20 protein-coding genes and 1 pseudogene are annotated in these 14,449 nt (G+C 37.4%); 20 read left to right on the forward strand and 1 reads right to left on the reverse strand.

What is annotated here, in order from left to right; all coding sequences use genetic code 11:
• Positions 1-56 precede the first annotated feature (56 nt).
• The 9 genes from MHI12_RS11825 to MHI12_RS11865 all read left to right on the forward strand — a co-directional run bounded on the left by MHI12_RS11825 (position 57) and on the right by MHI12_RS11865 (position 7,740).
• Positions 57-776 carry a ferritin-like domain-containing protein gene (locus MHI12_RS11825; RefSeq protein WP_405172429.1) on the forward strand — a complete coding sequence of 240 codons (720 nt, stop codon included), beginning with the start codon at positions 57-59 and terminating at the stop codon, positions 774-776.
• 239 nt (positions 777-1,015) lie between these two features.
• Positions 1,016-1,660, forward strand: coding sequence for an HAD hydrolase-like protein (locus MHI12_RS11830; protein ID WP_341006966.1), 645 nt, complete (start codon positions 1,016-1,018; stop codon positions 1,658-1,660).
• A gap of 267 nt (positions 1,661-1,927) precedes the next feature.
• On the forward strand, positions 1,928-2,464 hold the full coding sequence (locus tag MHI12_RS11835) for an AAA family ATPase (RefSeq protein ID WP_405172430.1): 537 nt from the start codon (positions 1,928-1,930) through the stop codon (positions 2,462-2,464).
• 322 nt (positions 2,465-2,786) lie between these two features.
• Complete coding sequence (locus MHI12_RS11840; RefSeq protein WP_405172431.1) at positions 2,787-3,566, forward strand: Cof-type HAD-IIB family hydrolase; 780 nt, start codon at positions 2,787-2,789, stop codon at positions 3,564-3,566.
• Positions 3,567-3,767: 201 nt separating this feature from the next.
• Positions 3,768-4,535, forward strand: coding sequence for a nucleotidyltransferase domain-containing protein (locus MHI12_RS11845; RefSeq protein ID WP_405172432.1), 768 nt, complete (start codon positions 3,768-3,770; stop codon positions 4,533-4,535).
• Between the two features lie 114 nt (positions 4,536-4,649).
• Complete coding sequence (locus MHI12_RS11850) at positions 4,650-5,108, forward strand: VOC family protein (protein WP_339784444.1); 459 nt, start codon at positions 4,650-4,652, stop codon at positions 5,106-5,108.
• A 183-nt stretch (positions 5,109-5,291) separates the two neighbouring features.
• On the forward strand, positions 5,292-5,924 hold the full coding sequence (locus MHI12_RS11855) for a hypothetical protein (RefSeq protein WP_405172433.1): 633 nt from the start codon (positions 5,292-5,294) through the stop codon (positions 5,922-5,924).
• A 156-nt stretch (positions 5,925-6,080) separates the two neighbouring features.
• Positions 6,081-6,881: an inositol monophosphatase family protein gene (locus MHI12_RS11860; RefSeq protein ID WP_405172434.1), complete on the forward strand. Its 801-nt coding sequence runs from the start codon at positions 6,081-6,083 to the stop codon at positions 6,879-6,881.
• A 205-nt stretch (positions 6,882-7,086) separates the two neighbouring features.
• Positions 7,087-7,740, forward strand: coding sequence for a lysozyme inhibitor LprI family protein (locus tag MHI12_RS11865; protein WP_405172435.1), 654 nt, complete (start codon positions 7,087-7,089; stop codon positions 7,738-7,740).
• A 240-nt stretch (positions 7,741-7,980) separates the two neighbouring features.
• Here MHI12_RS11865 and MHI12_RS11870 read toward each other — a convergent pair whose 3' ends face one another.
• Positions 7,981-8,196: a hypothetical protein gene (locus tag MHI12_RS11870; RefSeq protein ID WP_405172436.1), complete on the reverse strand. Its 216-nt coding sequence runs from the start codon at positions 8,194-8,196 to the stop codon at positions 7,981-7,983.
• Positions 8,197-8,221: 25 nt separating this feature from the next.
• Between MHI12_RS11870 and MHI12_RS11875 the strand changes: the two genes are divergently transcribed.
• From MHI12_RS11875 to MHI12_RS11925, 11 genes and pseudogenes are all read left to right on the forward strand, one after another.
• Positions 8,222-8,443, forward strand: coding sequence for a helix-turn-helix domain-containing protein (locus MHI12_RS11875; RefSeq protein WP_405172437.1), 222 nt, complete (start codon positions 8,222-8,224; stop codon positions 8,441-8,443).
• Between the two features lie 186 nt (positions 8,444-8,629).
• The gene (locus tag MHI12_RS11880; protein WP_405172438.1) at positions 8,630-9,031 is read left to right on the forward strand and encodes a GNAT family N-acetyltransferase; all 402 of its coding nucleotides are present in this window, start codon (positions 8,630-8,632) and stop codon (positions 9,029-9,031) included.
• Positions 9,032-9,135: 104 nt separating this feature from the next.
• Positions 9,136-9,346 (forward strand): annotated as a pseudogene (locus MHI12_RS11885) (helix-turn-helix domain-containing protein).
• A 369-nt stretch (positions 9,347-9,715) separates the two neighbouring features.
• Positions 9,716-10,273: an HAD-IIIA family hydrolase gene (locus MHI12_RS11890; RefSeq protein ID WP_405172439.1), complete on the forward strand. Its 558-nt coding sequence runs from the start codon at positions 9,716-9,718 to the stop codon at positions 10,271-10,273.
• Between the two features lie 55 nt (positions 10,274-10,328).
• Positions 10,329-10,730, forward strand: coding sequence for an NUDIX hydrolase (locus MHI12_RS11895; RefSeq protein ID WP_339784432.1), 402 nt, complete (start codon positions 10,329-10,331; stop codon positions 10,728-10,730).
• Between the two features lie 202 nt (positions 10,731-10,932).
• Positions 10,933-11,460: a YfiT family bacillithiol transferase gene (locus tag MHI12_RS11900; protein WP_405172440.1), complete on the forward strand. Its 528-nt coding sequence runs from the start codon at positions 10,933-10,935 to the stop codon at positions 11,458-11,460.
• A 32-nt stretch (positions 11,461-11,492) separates the two neighbouring features.
• The gene (locus tag MHI12_RS11905; protein ID WP_405172441.1) at positions 11,493-11,888 is read left to right on the forward strand and encodes a VOC family protein; all 396 of its coding nucleotides are present in this window, start codon (positions 11,493-11,495) and stop codon (positions 11,886-11,888) included.
• A gap of 126 nt (positions 11,889-12,014) precedes the next feature.
• Entirely contained in the window at positions 12,015-12,569 is a 555-nt protein-coding gene (locus MHI12_RS11910) for a helicase (protein ID WP_405172442.1), read from the forward strand.
• Between the two features lie 42 nt (positions 12,570-12,611).
• Positions 12,612-13,268: a hypothetical protein gene (locus MHI12_RS11915; protein ID WP_405172443.1), complete on the forward strand. Its 657-nt coding sequence runs from the start codon at positions 12,612-12,614 to the stop codon at positions 13,266-13,268.
• Between the two features lie 30 nt (positions 13,269-13,298).
• Entirely contained in the window at positions 13,299-13,781 is a 483-nt protein-coding gene (locus tag MHI12_RS11920; protein ID WP_405172444.1) for a DinB family protein, read from the forward strand.
• Between the two features lie 54 nt (positions 13,782-13,835).
• Entirely contained in the window at positions 13,836-14,375 is a 540-nt protein-coding gene (locus MHI12_RS11925; RefSeq protein WP_405172445.1) for an AAA family ATPase, read from the forward strand.
• Positions 14,376-14,449: the final 74 nt, after the last annotated feature.

Genomic DNA, 14,449 nt, shown 5'->3' on the forward strand with positions numbered 1-14,449 from the left:
TTCATGAATACAGAAACGTTATCTGACATAAACCTATTACATTTTAGGAGCAAATAATGAAGATCACTTTCTCGAAATGGGTTCAATATTATCGAAGAAATAATCAAAATCTCAAATATATTCATTGGGATGACAACTTTAAATTAACAAATAATGAAAGAGAAATAATCATTAAGTCAATTCAACAGTTTCAATTAGGAGAAAACTCTGAAGGTAAATATCTAATTAAACGTGCACAAGAATATGTACATCAGACACAAGATCAGGATTACTATGAAGCGCTTATAGAGTTCATTAAAGAAGAACAAAGGCACGCTAGAGATCTGGGCAGATTTATGAAGGTACAGGGAATCCCACTCCTTCGTAGACATTGGGTGGACAATGTATTTAGAAGATTACGTCGATATGCGAGTTTAGAACAATCAGTCATTGTTCTATTAACCGCTGAGATCATTGCTAAGTTGTACTATAAAGCTTTGCAAAAATCTACAAAGTCAGAAGTATTAATAGATTTATGTAATCAGATTTTAAGTGATGAGGAGAAACATGTTCAGTTTCAATCCGAAACACTTCATAAATTTGCTCAGAATAGAAACGTTCTCTTTAACAGAATAGTTTATATCCTTCGTAGAATCCTTTTTGAAGGAACGCTAATTATAGTGTGGTATCAACATAAACCTGTATTTAAAGCTGGGGGATATAAACTCAAAAGTTATTACTATGAATGTCGTCATGAGTTTAACTTAACGAACAAGATTATAGCTAATTCACAGTAGAGGTTTACGTCAGATAACATTATATATCCAAGCTTTGGGTCCTGACGCTCCCTCGTTCAGCCCGAAGGGAATTGGCAGGGAAGTGGAATCAGGTGGACACATCCGTACCGACTAACCACATCGCGGTCGCCCCTAACGTGGCTTAAATAGGTGGGACGTCGTGGATACAGTAACGTTATAGGAAATCAGCGTATAAAAATACAAAATAAATTATTCAAACTCTGAATAGGAGTGAAATCATGCTGGAAGCGGTTATTTTCGATATGGATGGTACACTATTTCAAACAAACAAAATCTTAGAGTTATCGTTAGAAGAAACGTTTTCTGTCTTGAGGTCTCGTAATGAATGGTCGAGTGAAACTCCAACTCAAAAATATCGTGAAATTATGGGAGTTCCTCTACCAGTAGTTTGGGAAACGTTACTACCGAACCACTCAAACGAAATCAGACGAATTGTGGACGAAATCTTCTTGGAGAAGTTAATTGCAAATATAAATTATGGTAACGGTGCACTTTATCCGCATGTCAAAGAAGTTTTTGATTTTTTAAAACAGGAAGGCTGCTTAATTTTTATCGCAAGTAATGGACTAATCGAATACCTCAATGCTATCGTTAACTGTTACAAGTTAAATAATTGGGTGACAGAAACCTTTAGCATCCAACAAATAGAGACTCAGAATAAAGATGAATTAGTTAGATATATCCTTATGAAATATCACATCAACAATGCTGCTGTAGTTGGCGACAGGATCTCTGATATCAATGCAGCAAAAAACAATGGATTGAAGGCTTTTGGTTGTCGATTTGACTTTGCCCAAGAATGGGAGCTTAAACAAGCGGATTATATTATTGATGATTTACTTGAATTGAAAAAATATATTTAACATCATGGGAAGTGGAATATTTGTGTAAGTGTTATGGAAGAAGACGCTGACATCCTATAACATCATATTCAAGTAGCGGCGCCTTACGGAGCCTTGGTCTGCAAGGATTTCGCAGAGGAATTTCAGCAGACACCCCCTTCGGGGTTCATGAATACAGGAACGTAATCGGAAATCAGCGTAAATAAGAAAAATACAAATTTCTATTAAGAGACATAATGGAGACTCCAGAGAATATTAACCTTACTCAAAGATGAAAGGAGAATTTGAGTGCGTAATAATCATGAAATAGACGATTTTATCTATCAAGTTGATGTTTCCGTTCCATTAGTAGTTATGATGTGTGGTGTGGCTGGATCGGGAAAAACAACATTTGCTCAACGATTAGAGCAGAGGGGCTTTGTACGTCTCTCTATTGATGAAGAAATTTGGGCTACAAATGGTCGTTACGGAATTGATTATCCAGTTGAAATCTATGAGCAACTAAAAATTAAAGCCGAGTTAAAGCTGCGTAATGAACTAGTACATCTTATGAATGAAAAGCGCAATGTGGTTATTGATTTCAGTTTTTGGCAGCAGAAGAGACGAAATGAATATAAGAAGCTAATTGAAGATGGAGGAGGAGAGTGGAAACTGGTTTATTTGAAAGTTCATCCTAATGATTTGCGTGAACGACTTCGCATTCGGAGCCAGCGATTCGATGCTAATGCTGCGTTTACAATAACAGAAGAAATTTTATCTTCTTTCCTCAAGGGTTTTGAAGTGCCTTCTGGAGAAGGGGAAATTATCATAGAAGCTAAAGAATAATCAAAGTGACTGATGTGTTGAGGTTCCAATGAAGGCGCTGACATCGGTGACAAGGCTTAAAGATGAAGAATATATCTCAATCTTAATGAACCAAGCACATTGAAAGTAGCTCGAAGAAGCCCCTAAAATCTTGCCAACACCGTATTCACACTGAGGGGCTAAGCCCCTTGGTCTGCCAGAGGGATTTCGAGGAAGTAGTATCCAGTAGACAACTCCTGTGAGGATAAGTCTTCGACCCAGTCGCTCCTTTAAGTCTCTCGGGTTCGTGAATGCAACAACGGTAGATAAAATAACGAAGAAGTTTATATTGGGAGTTGATTCATTGAAGTATTCAACTGTAGTTCTTGACTTGGACGGAACATTATTAAATTCAAAAAAAGAAGTATCTAAGAGAAACGTAGATGCGGTCTTATCTTGTTATCAGAAAGGAATAAGAATAATATTTGCAACAGCTCGACCGCCCAGGGCGGTTAATTGGTTGCTTCCACAAGGATTAGTAGATATCGGGGCTTTTGTATATTATAACGGAGCTCAAGTGATATGTAAGGAGACCAAGATAGAAATTAATGAATCAATCCCTGCTAATGTAACTACAGAAATTCTTGATTACTGTTTGAAGTGTGACCCTCAAATTGAGCTGACTATGGAAGTGAAGGATGAGTGGTTTAGTTTAAGAGAGCTTGATTATATTAGCTCAATGGACACACAATCAAACCCTATAGTAAAACCCTTAAAAGAATTAAAGCAATATGATGCTACGAAGATACTTCTGACTGGCGATAATCACAATTCTGGATTGATTGAAAAATTCAAGGATAGAGTGAATATACTAATTACGGATAATAATAAATTAGTACAAATCATGCCTCTTCTGGCATCGAAGGAAATGGCAATTACTAAACTCTGTGAATTATATAATGTAGAATTGGATTCCGTTATTGTATTTGGTGATGATCATAATGATATAGGCCTCTTTAAGATGGCTGGACATTCTATTGCTATGGGAAATGCGATTAGGGAATTAAAGGAAATCGCTGATGAAATAACCGTTAATAATGATGAAAACGGTGTTGCTGTAAGTCTAGAAAGATTTTGTGGGTAACTCAAGGTTACTTTATCTCACAGTACATTCATACACCGTCGCACTTGCTCCTCGGTCGCCAAGAAGGATATCGGAGAAGTTGATTAAGGCGACACAACCAATCAGCTAAGTCTATTGACCCGTTCCCTACGGTAAGCTGCTTGAACGTCAGGAATACAACAACGTTAGCCGAAAGAAGCTCATATTTTAGGAGGAGTCTATATGATATTAGAAAAAGTTATAAATAGAATTGCCATACAAAGTGAATATAAGGATTTGGTTGATAAGTATGTGGATCATATTCTTAACGAATTCAAAGATAAGATTCATAGCATTTATATGTGTGGCTCGATTCCAAAAGGAACAGCTCAACCTTTTAAATCAGATGCAGACTTTACTATTGTATGTGCAAATCCCGAAGATATTGATTACGAAAGATTGTCAATGATTAAAGACAGGCTTTTGGAAGAATATCCATTCGTCACTAAGATGGATACGATCATTTGCTCGATTGATGATGTATTAAGTAGACCGAACGATTGGGGTTTTTGGGTTAAGATCATTTGTGTGTGCATACATGGGGAGGACATTGGTGAAAAAGTACCCCCGATCATAATTTCTCCAGAATTCATTGTAGACTTAAATACAGATACCAAGGAGGAAGTGGATCGTGTACATCGTTCACTTTCTAATGTTAGTGATCAATCAATGAAAACTAGATATATTAAAGGTTACTCTAAGAGATTAATTCGTGCATTATACTCTTTGGTTTTAGAAGATACAGGGGTATGGGAAGATGAAATCATTAAGATGAAGAATGCCATATTAAACTATTGTGAGATTGACTCCGCTTTAGTTGAGTATCTGTATGCTTGTTACTTGGATAGCGATGTATCTGTTGAAGAGTTTCTGGAAATCGCAGATGAAGTATATAGCTATTTTGAGAACGCCTTAAATACAATGGCTGTTTCCAGAAATTCATTTGGCTAACAACATATTGACGCTACTAATGACTCTTAGAAGCGAGTGACTACATCCAGCCCCCTAAGCACGTCGTCAATACAGGAACGTTATCTGAAACCGGCAAGATTGGAAGGAGAAAACATGATACTTGGGTTGTATGAAGCACATTTACCAGTGAGTAACTTACATCAATCAATCGAATTTTATTCTAAATTAGGATTAGAGCTGGCCTGGAGAGATGAAGATACAGCTTTCTTCTGGATTGAAAAAGAAAAGAGTTGGGTCGGTCTATGGCAAGGTGCAGAGTATCTCACTTCTTATCATCCATCATTAAGGCATATAGCATTTCGAGTGAGTTATGAAGATCTTAAAGACAGTGTGAAATGGCTTCAAACTATTGAAATAGAGCCTGTCCCATTTGGAAAAAGAGATTCAATAAATCCATTTGTAAGGCCTAATCAGGGAAATGCTTCAGTCTACTTCAATGATCCAGATGGAAATAGTTTAGAGTTAATGTGTTTTGTAAGTGTCCCAGAGAACTTAAAGAATATTTCCAATAAATTATCAATCGAAGAATGGGAAGACCTTTTGAAGAGATAAAAACTAAAGAATGTATTTGGGGATTTAAAAGAAGTATCAGCATCAGATAACATATATTCAGGCTACGGCTCCTTCGGAGCCTTGGTCTACCGAATGAAAGCGCTTCATAAAAATATTAAACTACGTTGAACGTATGAATACAGAAACGTTAGGCGAAATAATTGCTAGTGGAAGGAGATTTAAATGCATATTAGAGGAATAATTCTTGAAGGATACTCAAATGCCGGGAAGACTTCAGTATTAAAAGCAATTAAACGTTATCAATCACAAGAAGAATCCTCTGAACGGAGCGTAGTTATCCTTGGAGAACATTATTCTCAAATTTTGAATAATAAACATGGAGAATATGTAAGTCTAACCCGGGAAGGACACATTGAGTTACTTAAAGAGCGGGTTGACATGCTAAAGAAACTTAACGAATGGGCAATTCAACTTGGTCCTGCATCTAGAGGATCTAGGGGACTATTTTATGTTCTGGAGAGGTTTCACTTAAATCATAGAGCTGCATTTGTAGATTCGGATTTGGATGAGATAAATAAAATAGAAGAACAGCTTGAGTCTTTAGGTGCCAGGTGTATTTTGCTTACAATCTCGCCCGAAGTTGTAGAAGAAAGAATTAAAAGTAGACAACCAGAAGAATGGATCTATAAAACAGAAGAAGAAGTAAGATCGTCGGTAAGTGAATTATTAAGAATCCAAAATGTATTAAGACATCAAGCTCAAATCTCAAGAGTACCAACAATAGAAATCAATACAGATGATAAGGATTGGGATGAGTATGTAAGGGTAATCATGGAGGGCAACGACATCGCCTAACCAGATGTTCAAGCATTGTCGCTAGTGCTCCTTGGTCGGGTAGAAACTATAAACAGAAGAATGTATCCAGCCAGTCGTATCAGGCATTCGCCAGTCGTCGTGAACACAAAATGTTAGATGAAATCAGTTAAAATCAAAATCAATATGAGGTGCGTAATGGATCGTAAGATTATTCAAACCGCAAAAGAGATAGCAATAAGAATTATTCGCGAAGCAGGTCTAATCTCTAAAGAGAAGTTTGATAACTTTGTTGAACTGAGATCTAAAGATGAATTTGGGGATGTGGTTACTGAAGTAGATCATATCTGTGAAGAAATCATTATCAAACAAATACAAGACGTATTTCCAAGTCATCAGATACACAGTGAAGAGGCAGGGCTTATCGGAACTAAGCACGATTGGTTATGGTTAATTGATCCTTTAGATGGAACTAATAATTTTGCGATTGGTTTACCTGTTTTTGCGATATCAATCACCTTAATGTACAAAAGAGAGCCTGTGCTTGGAGTGGTCTATGAACCTCTAACAGAACGTTTATTTGTATCTGTTATTGGTGAAGGGGCAAGCTGCAATAATCGACAAATACAAATTAAGAGTAACCCGAATATATTCAAAGGAAATATAGGTTGGATTCAAGGTCACAGAGTACAAAACGACCCACAAGCAGTAAAACTAAGACAACACATTGATATTAGATTTAAACGAATGTTAAGATTGTGGGCTCCAACGCTTCAATGGTGTATGTTGGCCAAAGGAGATATTGATGGAATTGTTCTGTACAATTCTGAAGGTGATGACTTGTATTCAGGTATCTTAATGGTTAAGGAAGCAGGGGGGCTTGTTATAGATTTTGAAGGAAATAAGTTTAATGGAATGAAAGAAGAACCTTATTTAATTGCATGTCACCCAGACCACAAAGAAGAATTATTGCAAATTGTAAGAGAAGGATTGAGTTAACGCTAAAAGCAACTGACATCATCTAACATTATATCCACGCTCCGGAGCTTGACAGCTCCTCGGTCTGCGAGAAGCAATTGGCAGGGAAGAGAATCAGCGGACACATCCGTACGACTAACCGCATCGCGGCCGCTCCAATTGGTCGCTAAGTTGGTGGGAGGGTCGTGGATACAGTAACGTTATGCGCCATTAAAGGAGATAATTTATGAAAGGTAAGATACTCTTATTAGTTTTTATTACAATAGTGTTTTCATCTTGCCAAAATAGTAGTCAATCGACTACCTTGAACAGCGAAACTAAATCAAAAATGAATTCTGAACTGCCTCCTGATGAAGTGAGTACAGGTAATGGAACAGAACCGAAAGAAATAACTGAAGATCGATCAGATGCTTCTAACAATGAAGTGTTATCCATGAGCATTGGAAACTATGAATTGAAAGGAGAATTTTATGATGAAATGCTTCGAAATCCTATAGATCATGATTATGAAGTGGAATTTGATGAGGCTCAAAATTCAAAAGAGATTATTACAACAATGGGATGGGGGGCGTTGGAAAGCAAATATACAGAGATTTGGGATAATGAGTTGAATCAAATATATAAAATGCTTCTTTCTAAGTTGGATAGAGAATCAAGAGAAGCACTAATTGAATCGCAGAAAGAATGGTTACAGCATCACTTAAGGGAAACAAAATTTGTAGAGAAGACATTTATTGATAATGGTTACCTTGGATCAAAAGGATCAGTAAGCCTAACAACGGTTATACGGGAGAGAATTAGGGAAAGAACAATGCAATTATTTGAATATCGATATTTGCTAGATGGTGAAGTTGAGTTTTTATACCAAAGTACAAAATAGAATTGGAATCTGGATCAAAGGTATTTAGGTAATGCTTCGAAGTCAGTAACGGCACATAACAATGTATTCAAGCTGCGGGGATACCACGCCTTGGTTGTAAGATGTATAATCATGGAAGAACATTCAGAAAACATGACTCAGCCTAAGATAAGAGCTATCTAAGGCTGGGTATTTTCGTGAACGTGCAGGACGTTATACGACAGAATCAAAAACAATAGAAAAAGAGGGTCATATAACCCTCTAAATACTAGAATTCTGCAATTCACTAAATAGTTGTAGGGCATCTTTGAAACCTTGTATGTAGATAGTTCTTTCTAGGATGGATTGGAGTGAGATTTGTGCGTCTTCATAAAGAAAAACTGTATGTTGAAGTTGATCGGGCAAAGTATCACGAAGTGTTTTAAAGTATTGATCTGTCTCCGCAGAAAGCTGAGTGGGCTCCCTATGACACTCCATAAGATAGAATTACGGAGGGGAAAAGATGAACATAATCAAGTGTAATATACGAGAACTCATGGCAAAACACCGAATAGATGATATAACAGAATTGATGGCAAAATCGGGCTTAAGCCGGAATTCGATCAATAAGCTCTATAGGGAAACAAATATAGAAACAACAAAGCTGGAAACCTTATTCAAGCTATGCGATACATTTAATTGTAAATTATCTGATTTGATTAAATACGTACCAGGAGAAAAATAAATCGTGAAGGTCAATTCGAGAAGCGATTCCATCTCTATAACATAATATTCAAGCATTGCTCTTTGGGAGCCTGGGGCTGCGGATGGATTTCGAGAAGATGCTCAGCAAACATCCCCCTCGGGGTTCTTGAATATAGAAACGTTGTCCAATACCCCCAATCCAAACAACAAGCATAGGAGCAATATAATGACAATCATGTTCAAAGAAATAAAAGACATTGATACACAGGCAATTCAAGAACTGTTTCATTCGGTGGACTGGAAATCAGGAGATTTCCCAGAAGATCTTAGACAAGCAATAAACAACTCGCATACAGTTATTACTGCATGGGATGATAACAAATTAGTTGGTTTAATAAATGCATTGTCTGACGGAGTGATGACAGTATATTTTCATTACATGTTAGTACACAAAGAATATCAATCATTAGGAATTGGAAAGAGAATGATGGAACAAATGCTTAGTCGATATTCTAATATCAAAACAAAAGTGCTTATATCCTATGATAGTGCAGAAAAATTCTATAGATTATTTGGATTTAAGCCAGAAGAAGGCACAAAAGCCATGTTTATTTCAGATATGGTATAGCATTGAAGTAAAGATTCCGATCAAATGAGAATTGATTATAGATGGAGTTGTTTTTTGAGAAGGTCGCTATATAAAACTTCAATTCGGATATGAAGGGATACCAGATGATAAGTTATAAACTATTTCAAAAATTATTGATTGACAGGGAGATTAAGAAGCAGGATTTATTAAAAATGACGTGGATTTCATCGGCAACGATGGCAAAACTCAATACGAATGAGTCTGTATCGTTAGAAGTAATCGTTAATAATGTACGGCATTGGATGCCAGCCTGTAGATCTATTGGAGCTTATAGCAGATCCGAAACCAAGTTAAAGAAGAAAAAATATGTTAGTCAATCAGAGAGTCGATTCCGCCATATAACATTATATTCATGTTATGGCTCTTAACGGAGCGATAGTCTACTGGAAGTGTATTTTATGGAAGCGCTTCAGCATACATATTTAAAAACGCTGAACGTCGTGAGTACGGGAACGTTTTGTGAGATTATCGTTAATGTTAAAAGCAGGGAGGAATAACGGTGAGTCTAAGACAAACTTTAGCTAGATTTAGAATCAATTCTTAGATGTTTCTCAAGAGATAATCTGAATGTTGGTTTCGAGTGGTGATTACAGAAACGTTATCGGAAAGTCTAGTGAAGATGTATTTATAAATGATCAAAATCCGATAATTTGGAGGTTAATTATGAAAGCGTTCAATGTAGAAGCAGTTTTTATTGATCGTGATGGAACGATCGGTGGTTCAGATGAAGTCCTTTACCCGGGGGAATTTGAATTGTTTCCATACACTAAAAAATCTCTGGAAAAATTAAAAATACTTGGAATTAAACTGTACGGATTTACGAATCAGCCCGGTATTTCAAGAGGTGAAGCTACAAAAGAAGCATTTGTCAGAGAAATGATAGAATTTGGCTTTGATAATGTTTTAATATGTCCGCATCAACATACTGAGAGATGTGAGTGCCGTAAACCGAACCCAGGAATGTTACTCGACGCTGCTAAGAAAAACAATTTAGATTTAAGTAAATGTATTGTAATTGGGGATCGATGGTCTGATATTTTAGCAGGTCATCATGCTGGATGCAAAAAGATATTAGTTTTGACTGGAGCAGGGAATGAAGCTTTAAATAAATACAGACATAAATGGTTAAACACAGAAGCGGATTTTATTGCACGTGATTTCGAAGAAGCAGTTAATTATATTATTAGTCTGGAAGGAACGATTGAAGCGGACCTAAGATAGGAACTAACTAAGATAAGATATATTTTAAAGAAATAAATTAACAGGAGGAATTAGAATGAAATTTATCGTTTCTGCTAGTGTAATCGTTCTCAATGAACATAATGAGATTTTGCTCATGAAAGGTCGAAGAGGTTGGGAAATGCCTCAAGGTTGTGTTGAAGAAGGAGAGACTATTAGGCAGGCAGCGGTTCGAGAAGTGAAAGAGGAAACAGGGATTGACATTGAATTAATTAAATTTTGTGGTTTGTATCAGAACATAACGCGTGGCGTATGCAACAATATATTTACTGGAAAACCGATTGGTGGATCTTTAACTACCAGTGATGAAAGTGAAGAAGTGGGCTACTTTACTTTAGAAGAAGCTCAGCAAATGATAACATGGGGAAATTTTTATGACAGAATTCATAATGCATTAGATGAGCAAAGCCATCCATTTTTGATTGAATTTTCAGAATAAGGTCACTCATTATGATAGACTCCACCTTAAAGTTGCTCGTCTCTTGGTTGGTGATACAGATATGAGAGTAGTTTAATATAAGGAGTAGCCTGGGAACAAAGGTTGCTTCTTTTTTTTGCTTTTACACTTCGCAAATGGAACATTGTGGGTTATATTGGATATGATTTGGTACTATAGTAGAGAAATGGAGAGGTGGACAACCTTGGATGAAAAAATATGCTTTCCGATAGGACACTTTGAGCCAAGTCTTAAATTCTCTAATGAGGACCGAATCCACATCATAGGTCAAATTCCCGGAATTACGAAGTCCTTAAGAGAGATTACACAACATCTCAATGATGATCAACTTTGTACTCCTTATCGTGATGGCGGTTGGACGATCACACAGATTGTGCACCACCTTGCGGACAATGACATGAACGCTTATATCAGATTTAAGAGAGCCTTGACTGAAGATGAACCGATGGCAAGCTCATATCGAGAAGATTTATGGGCATCATTACATGATTACAGGAATACGCCCATCGAAGATTCAATTTTGTTGATGGAGATACTGCACAAGCGACTTCTCAGTCTGCTGCTTGGTTTACATCCCGATCAGTTTAGACGAACACTCCGAACAGAAGTGTTAGGTACAATTACATTGGATATCGCGATTCAAAGATTTGTATGGCACGGGCAGCATCATATTGCTCAAATTAAATCTTGTATAACATCCCAAGGGTGGTAGGGTCTTATACATCTCAAGTGTGGAGGTAACATATGGGGAATGGAAGGATTCTGGGCATAGCATATAATGTAATTCCAGTGAAAGATTTAGAAGTGTCAGCCGCCTGGTTTGTAAAACATTTTGGATTTAACATACGCCACCAACGCGAAGGATATTTGAGTTTATTTCGGGGGAATCGCCCAATTTTGGACTTGATCCAAAGCGATAATGAAACACGAGCGACATTTGAAGTTCATCAGAAAAAGAGATGGGTCATTACATTTTTCACTGATGACATTGGTTCTTTACATGACTACTTAACATCAGAGAATGTGAAAGTAGGGGCTATTAGTGATGAGGGACAGTATGGGAAGTTTTTTGTGTTAGAAGATCTGGACGGTAACTTATTTGATGTGTGGGAACACCATGATTGTGAATTGAATTTCTAATGAGGAGCCTTGATCAGCTACTATCAATCACCTAAGATCTGTATGTAAACGGATTCAGAATTAGGTGAGAGACTGCATTTTATATATAAAGTCAAATAGAAGTGAATCCAGATTAGGGAGATGCGGATGTTGATTGAAGATGAAAAAGTATACCCTGATTGCGCAGTTGAAATTAGAATAGTAGACGTTGGCGGTTTAACAAAACCACAGCTTATACAGAAACTGGACCAACACTCTATTTTATTGAATAAATATGGAGAACAGTTGTTATATGATGAGAGATTTGTAGTTTCCGGTACAAAGCAAAGCTTGCAAACGGTTGAGTTGACCGTCAGACAACTTGGATTTTCGGAGGGTGCTACGACTTTTCAGCTCTTTCGAAGAGCAAATGATCTTGGGTTGGAATGTTGTCCTATTGAGTTAGGTCCTTATCTAAGAATGCAATATTTAGATCAGCCTGAGATATGTTCTACCAATATTTCAGAGAGTAACAAAGCTCCGTCCGGCTCCATTACCATAGCATCTGCAGCCCTTACGGAGGATAATGAATTTCCAAAAGGTTTTTATCTCAGACGAATAAACGACAAGTTATGGTTACGAGGATATCTTGCCGACGATTTGCATATTTGGAGTCCTCATGATCGTTTTATCTTCTGTAGGTCTCAGCTTTCTATAGCATGAAGATCAGAAAGGTATTTTTGAAAACAAAGGAGTGAAAGACCAATGGATATCAAAAACAAAAGCGGAGATGTGCTTGGAAAAATTCAAATTGAATCTTTACGCAATGATCATGCGATTGACCGGATCGTCATTGACTTAAAGCCTGGTGACGGGAAGGCGATTTACACTGCAGATGTTATAGAAAATCAATTCACGCAACAGACCAATTATGCACCCATTCCATGGGAAGACGGTCTGGAACTATTGCAACGACACTACTCTCCATGGCAGCCGAAATTTCCGATTGATTCAGATATAGATGCCATTCATGTATTTTATGGATTTGATAATTTAACTCCACTAGAAATCGATGAAATGATTGAAGAAAGTAACAGGTCAGGCCGAAATGTAGTGATTCGAGACTTGAAGCCCAATAAGAAGGTTGTGGGCATCAGCATCACGTATAAAGAATACGGTGGTTATAAACTTAATATTTTCGGGACAACAAAAAGCCGGATCACATTGCCTGATCATGGTGGTACTACGGTTAAACAAGCAGCCATACGTGGCGTCGAAGCATTTTATATTTTCGATGACCAAACTTCCCAATTGATATGGATCGAAGAGGATGTGCATGGGAAGGCGCTGCAATACGAGATCATTGGCAGAAACATGTCAGAAGATCTTGTGATGAAGATTGCGAAGTCAATGAACGGATAAATGATGATATTATCTGAGTGAGGTGCAACGATGAGTTACAAAGCTATTCTCATAGACCAATTAAACGCCTGTTATCATGACAAGAGCTGGTTTATACCGCTTCATGATATTTTGACTGACCTCAATGCGGCGGAAGCCGCTTATGTAAAGAATGAGGGGGATCATTCCATTTGGGGGATCGTCAATCATCTTATTTTCTGGAATGAGAAGTGGCTTAAGAGATATGTTGCCGAACAGGTCGGCGGGCAGCATTCAGTGAATAATGAGGAAACATTCGAGATAGATCCATCTAACCTGAATGATGTGGAGTGGCGCAAGACATTACATAGACTGAAAACCGTCTTTAGTGATTGGAACAGGGCACTCGAAGATAGTGAAGAAGATAAATTGACCCGTGAAATCCCTTCCTATTTCAACGCGCCATGGTGGGGAGTTGTATCAAATCTATGTATTCATAACGCCTATCATATTGGCCAGATCATGCTGCTCAAAAAATCAATGAAACACACGTAGAACACGTTGTATTACATTTATAAAACTATACTTAAGAAAAGGAAGATGACTATCATGGAAAAAGGAAAAATTATATTTTTGAACGGTGTAACCAGCTCTGGTAAAACTTCAATTGTAGAGGCGATGCAATCATACGATGATCCGTTTTTCTATGTTGTGGCTAATGATTTATTTGAAAATACGATCGGTGATAAACATCTACAGACGGATTACTGGAAGTATCTGAGTGAAGCAATTGTAATGATGTATCATACGGCAAAAGTGTTTTCAGACCATGGCAAGCATGTTCTGATCGATGGCATACTTGTGGAAAGACCAGAGCTCGCGCCGCATTATGAACAAGTCAAACAGATTTTTGAAGGGTATCCACTGGATATCGTTGAGTTATATTGCCCCCTCGACATCTGCCGTCAGCGGAACATTGAGCGTGGTGATCGCAGAGAAGAGCAATCGGATGAGCAACATCAAATCATGGCCCAAAACATCAACTATGGCTACTCCATTGATACAAGTATGAACACACCGGAAGAATGTGCAGAGAAGATTATTGCAGCGCTGTTCAAGACCTATGATGAACCATTGAAAAATATGTAAAGATTATATTACGAAGCTGTAGTGGAATCGATATCTAGTAACAACTTTGTCTGCTTTGGTCTGGAGGATTAAAT

Origin of the sequence: Paenibacillus sp. FSL H8-0280, from assembly GCF_045040665.1 — a bacterium.
Classification (GTDB): Bacteria; Bacillota; Bacilli; order Paenibacillales; family Paenibacillaceae; genus Paenibacillus; species Paenibacillus xylanexedens_A.

What these genes read in the sequence shown, in the direction of transcription:
- MHI12_RS11825 (WP_405172429.1), top strand. Translation starts at nt 57, where the DNA reads ATGAAGATCACTTTCTCGAAATGGGTTCAATATTATCGAAGAAATAAT.
- MHI12_RS11830 (WP_341006966.1), top strand. Translation starts at nt 1,016, where the DNA reads ATGCTGGAAGCGGTTATTTTCGATATGGATGGTACACTATTTCAAACA.
- MHI12_RS11845 (WP_405172432.1), top strand. Translation starts at nt 3,768, where the DNA reads ATGATATTAGAAAAAGTTATAAATAGAATTGCCATACAAAGTGAATAT.
- MHI12_RS11850 (WP_339784444.1), top strand. Translation starts at nt 4,650, where the DNA reads ATGATACTTGGGTTGTATGAAGCACATTTACCAGTGAGTAACTTACAT.
- MHI12_RS11855 (WP_405172433.1), top strand. Translation starts at nt 5,292, where the DNA reads ATGCATATTAGAGGAATAATTCTTGAAGGATACTCAAATGCCGGGAAG.
- MHI12_RS11860 (WP_405172434.1), top strand. Translation starts at nt 6,081, where the DNA reads ATGGATCGTAAGATTATTCAAACCGCAAAAGAGATAGCAATAAGAATT.
- MHI12_RS11865 (WP_405172435.1), top strand. Translation starts at nt 7,087, where the DNA reads ATGAAAGGTAAGATACTCTTATTAGTTTTTATTACAATAGTGTTTTCA.
- MHI12_RS11870 (WP_405172436.1), bottom strand. Translation starts at nt 8,196, where the DNA reads ATGGAGTGTCATAGGGAGCCCACTCAGCTTTCTGCGGAGACAGATCAA.
- MHI12_RS11875 (WP_405172437.1), top strand. Translation starts at nt 8,222, where the DNA reads ATGAACATAATCAAGTGTAATATACGAGAACTCATGGCAAAACACCGA.
- MHI12_RS11880 (WP_405172438.1), top strand. Translation starts at nt 8,630, where the DNA reads ATGACAATCATGTTCAAAGAAATAAAAGACATTGATACACAGGCAATT.
- MHI12_RS11890 (WP_405172439.1), top strand. Translation starts at nt 9,716, where the DNA reads ATGAAAGCGTTCAATGTAGAAGCAGTTTTTATTGATCGTGATGGAACG.
- MHI12_RS11895 (WP_339784432.1), top strand. Translation starts at nt 10,329, where the DNA reads ATGAAATTTATCGTTTCTGCTAGTGTAATCGTTCTCAATGAACATAAT.
- MHI12_RS11905 (WP_405172441.1), top strand. Translation starts at nt 11,493, where the DNA reads ATGGGGAATGGAAGGATTCTGGGCATAGCATATAATGTAATTCCAGTG.
- MHI12_RS11910 (WP_405172442.1), top strand. Translation starts at nt 12,015, where the DNA reads ATGTTGATTGAAGATGAAAAAGTATACCCTGATTGCGCAGTTGAAATT.
- MHI12_RS11915 (WP_405172443.1), top strand. Translation starts at nt 12,612, where the DNA reads ATGGATATCAAAAACAAAAGCGGAGATGTGCTTGGAAAAATTCAAATT.
- MHI12_RS11920 (WP_405172444.1), top strand. Translation starts at nt 13,299, where the DNA reads ATGAGTTACAAAGCTATTCTCATAGACCAATTAAACGCCTGTTATCAT.
- MHI12_RS11925 (WP_405172445.1), top strand. Translation starts at nt 13,836, where the DNA reads ATGGAAAAAGGAAAAATTATATTTTTGAACGGTGTAACCAGCTCTGGT.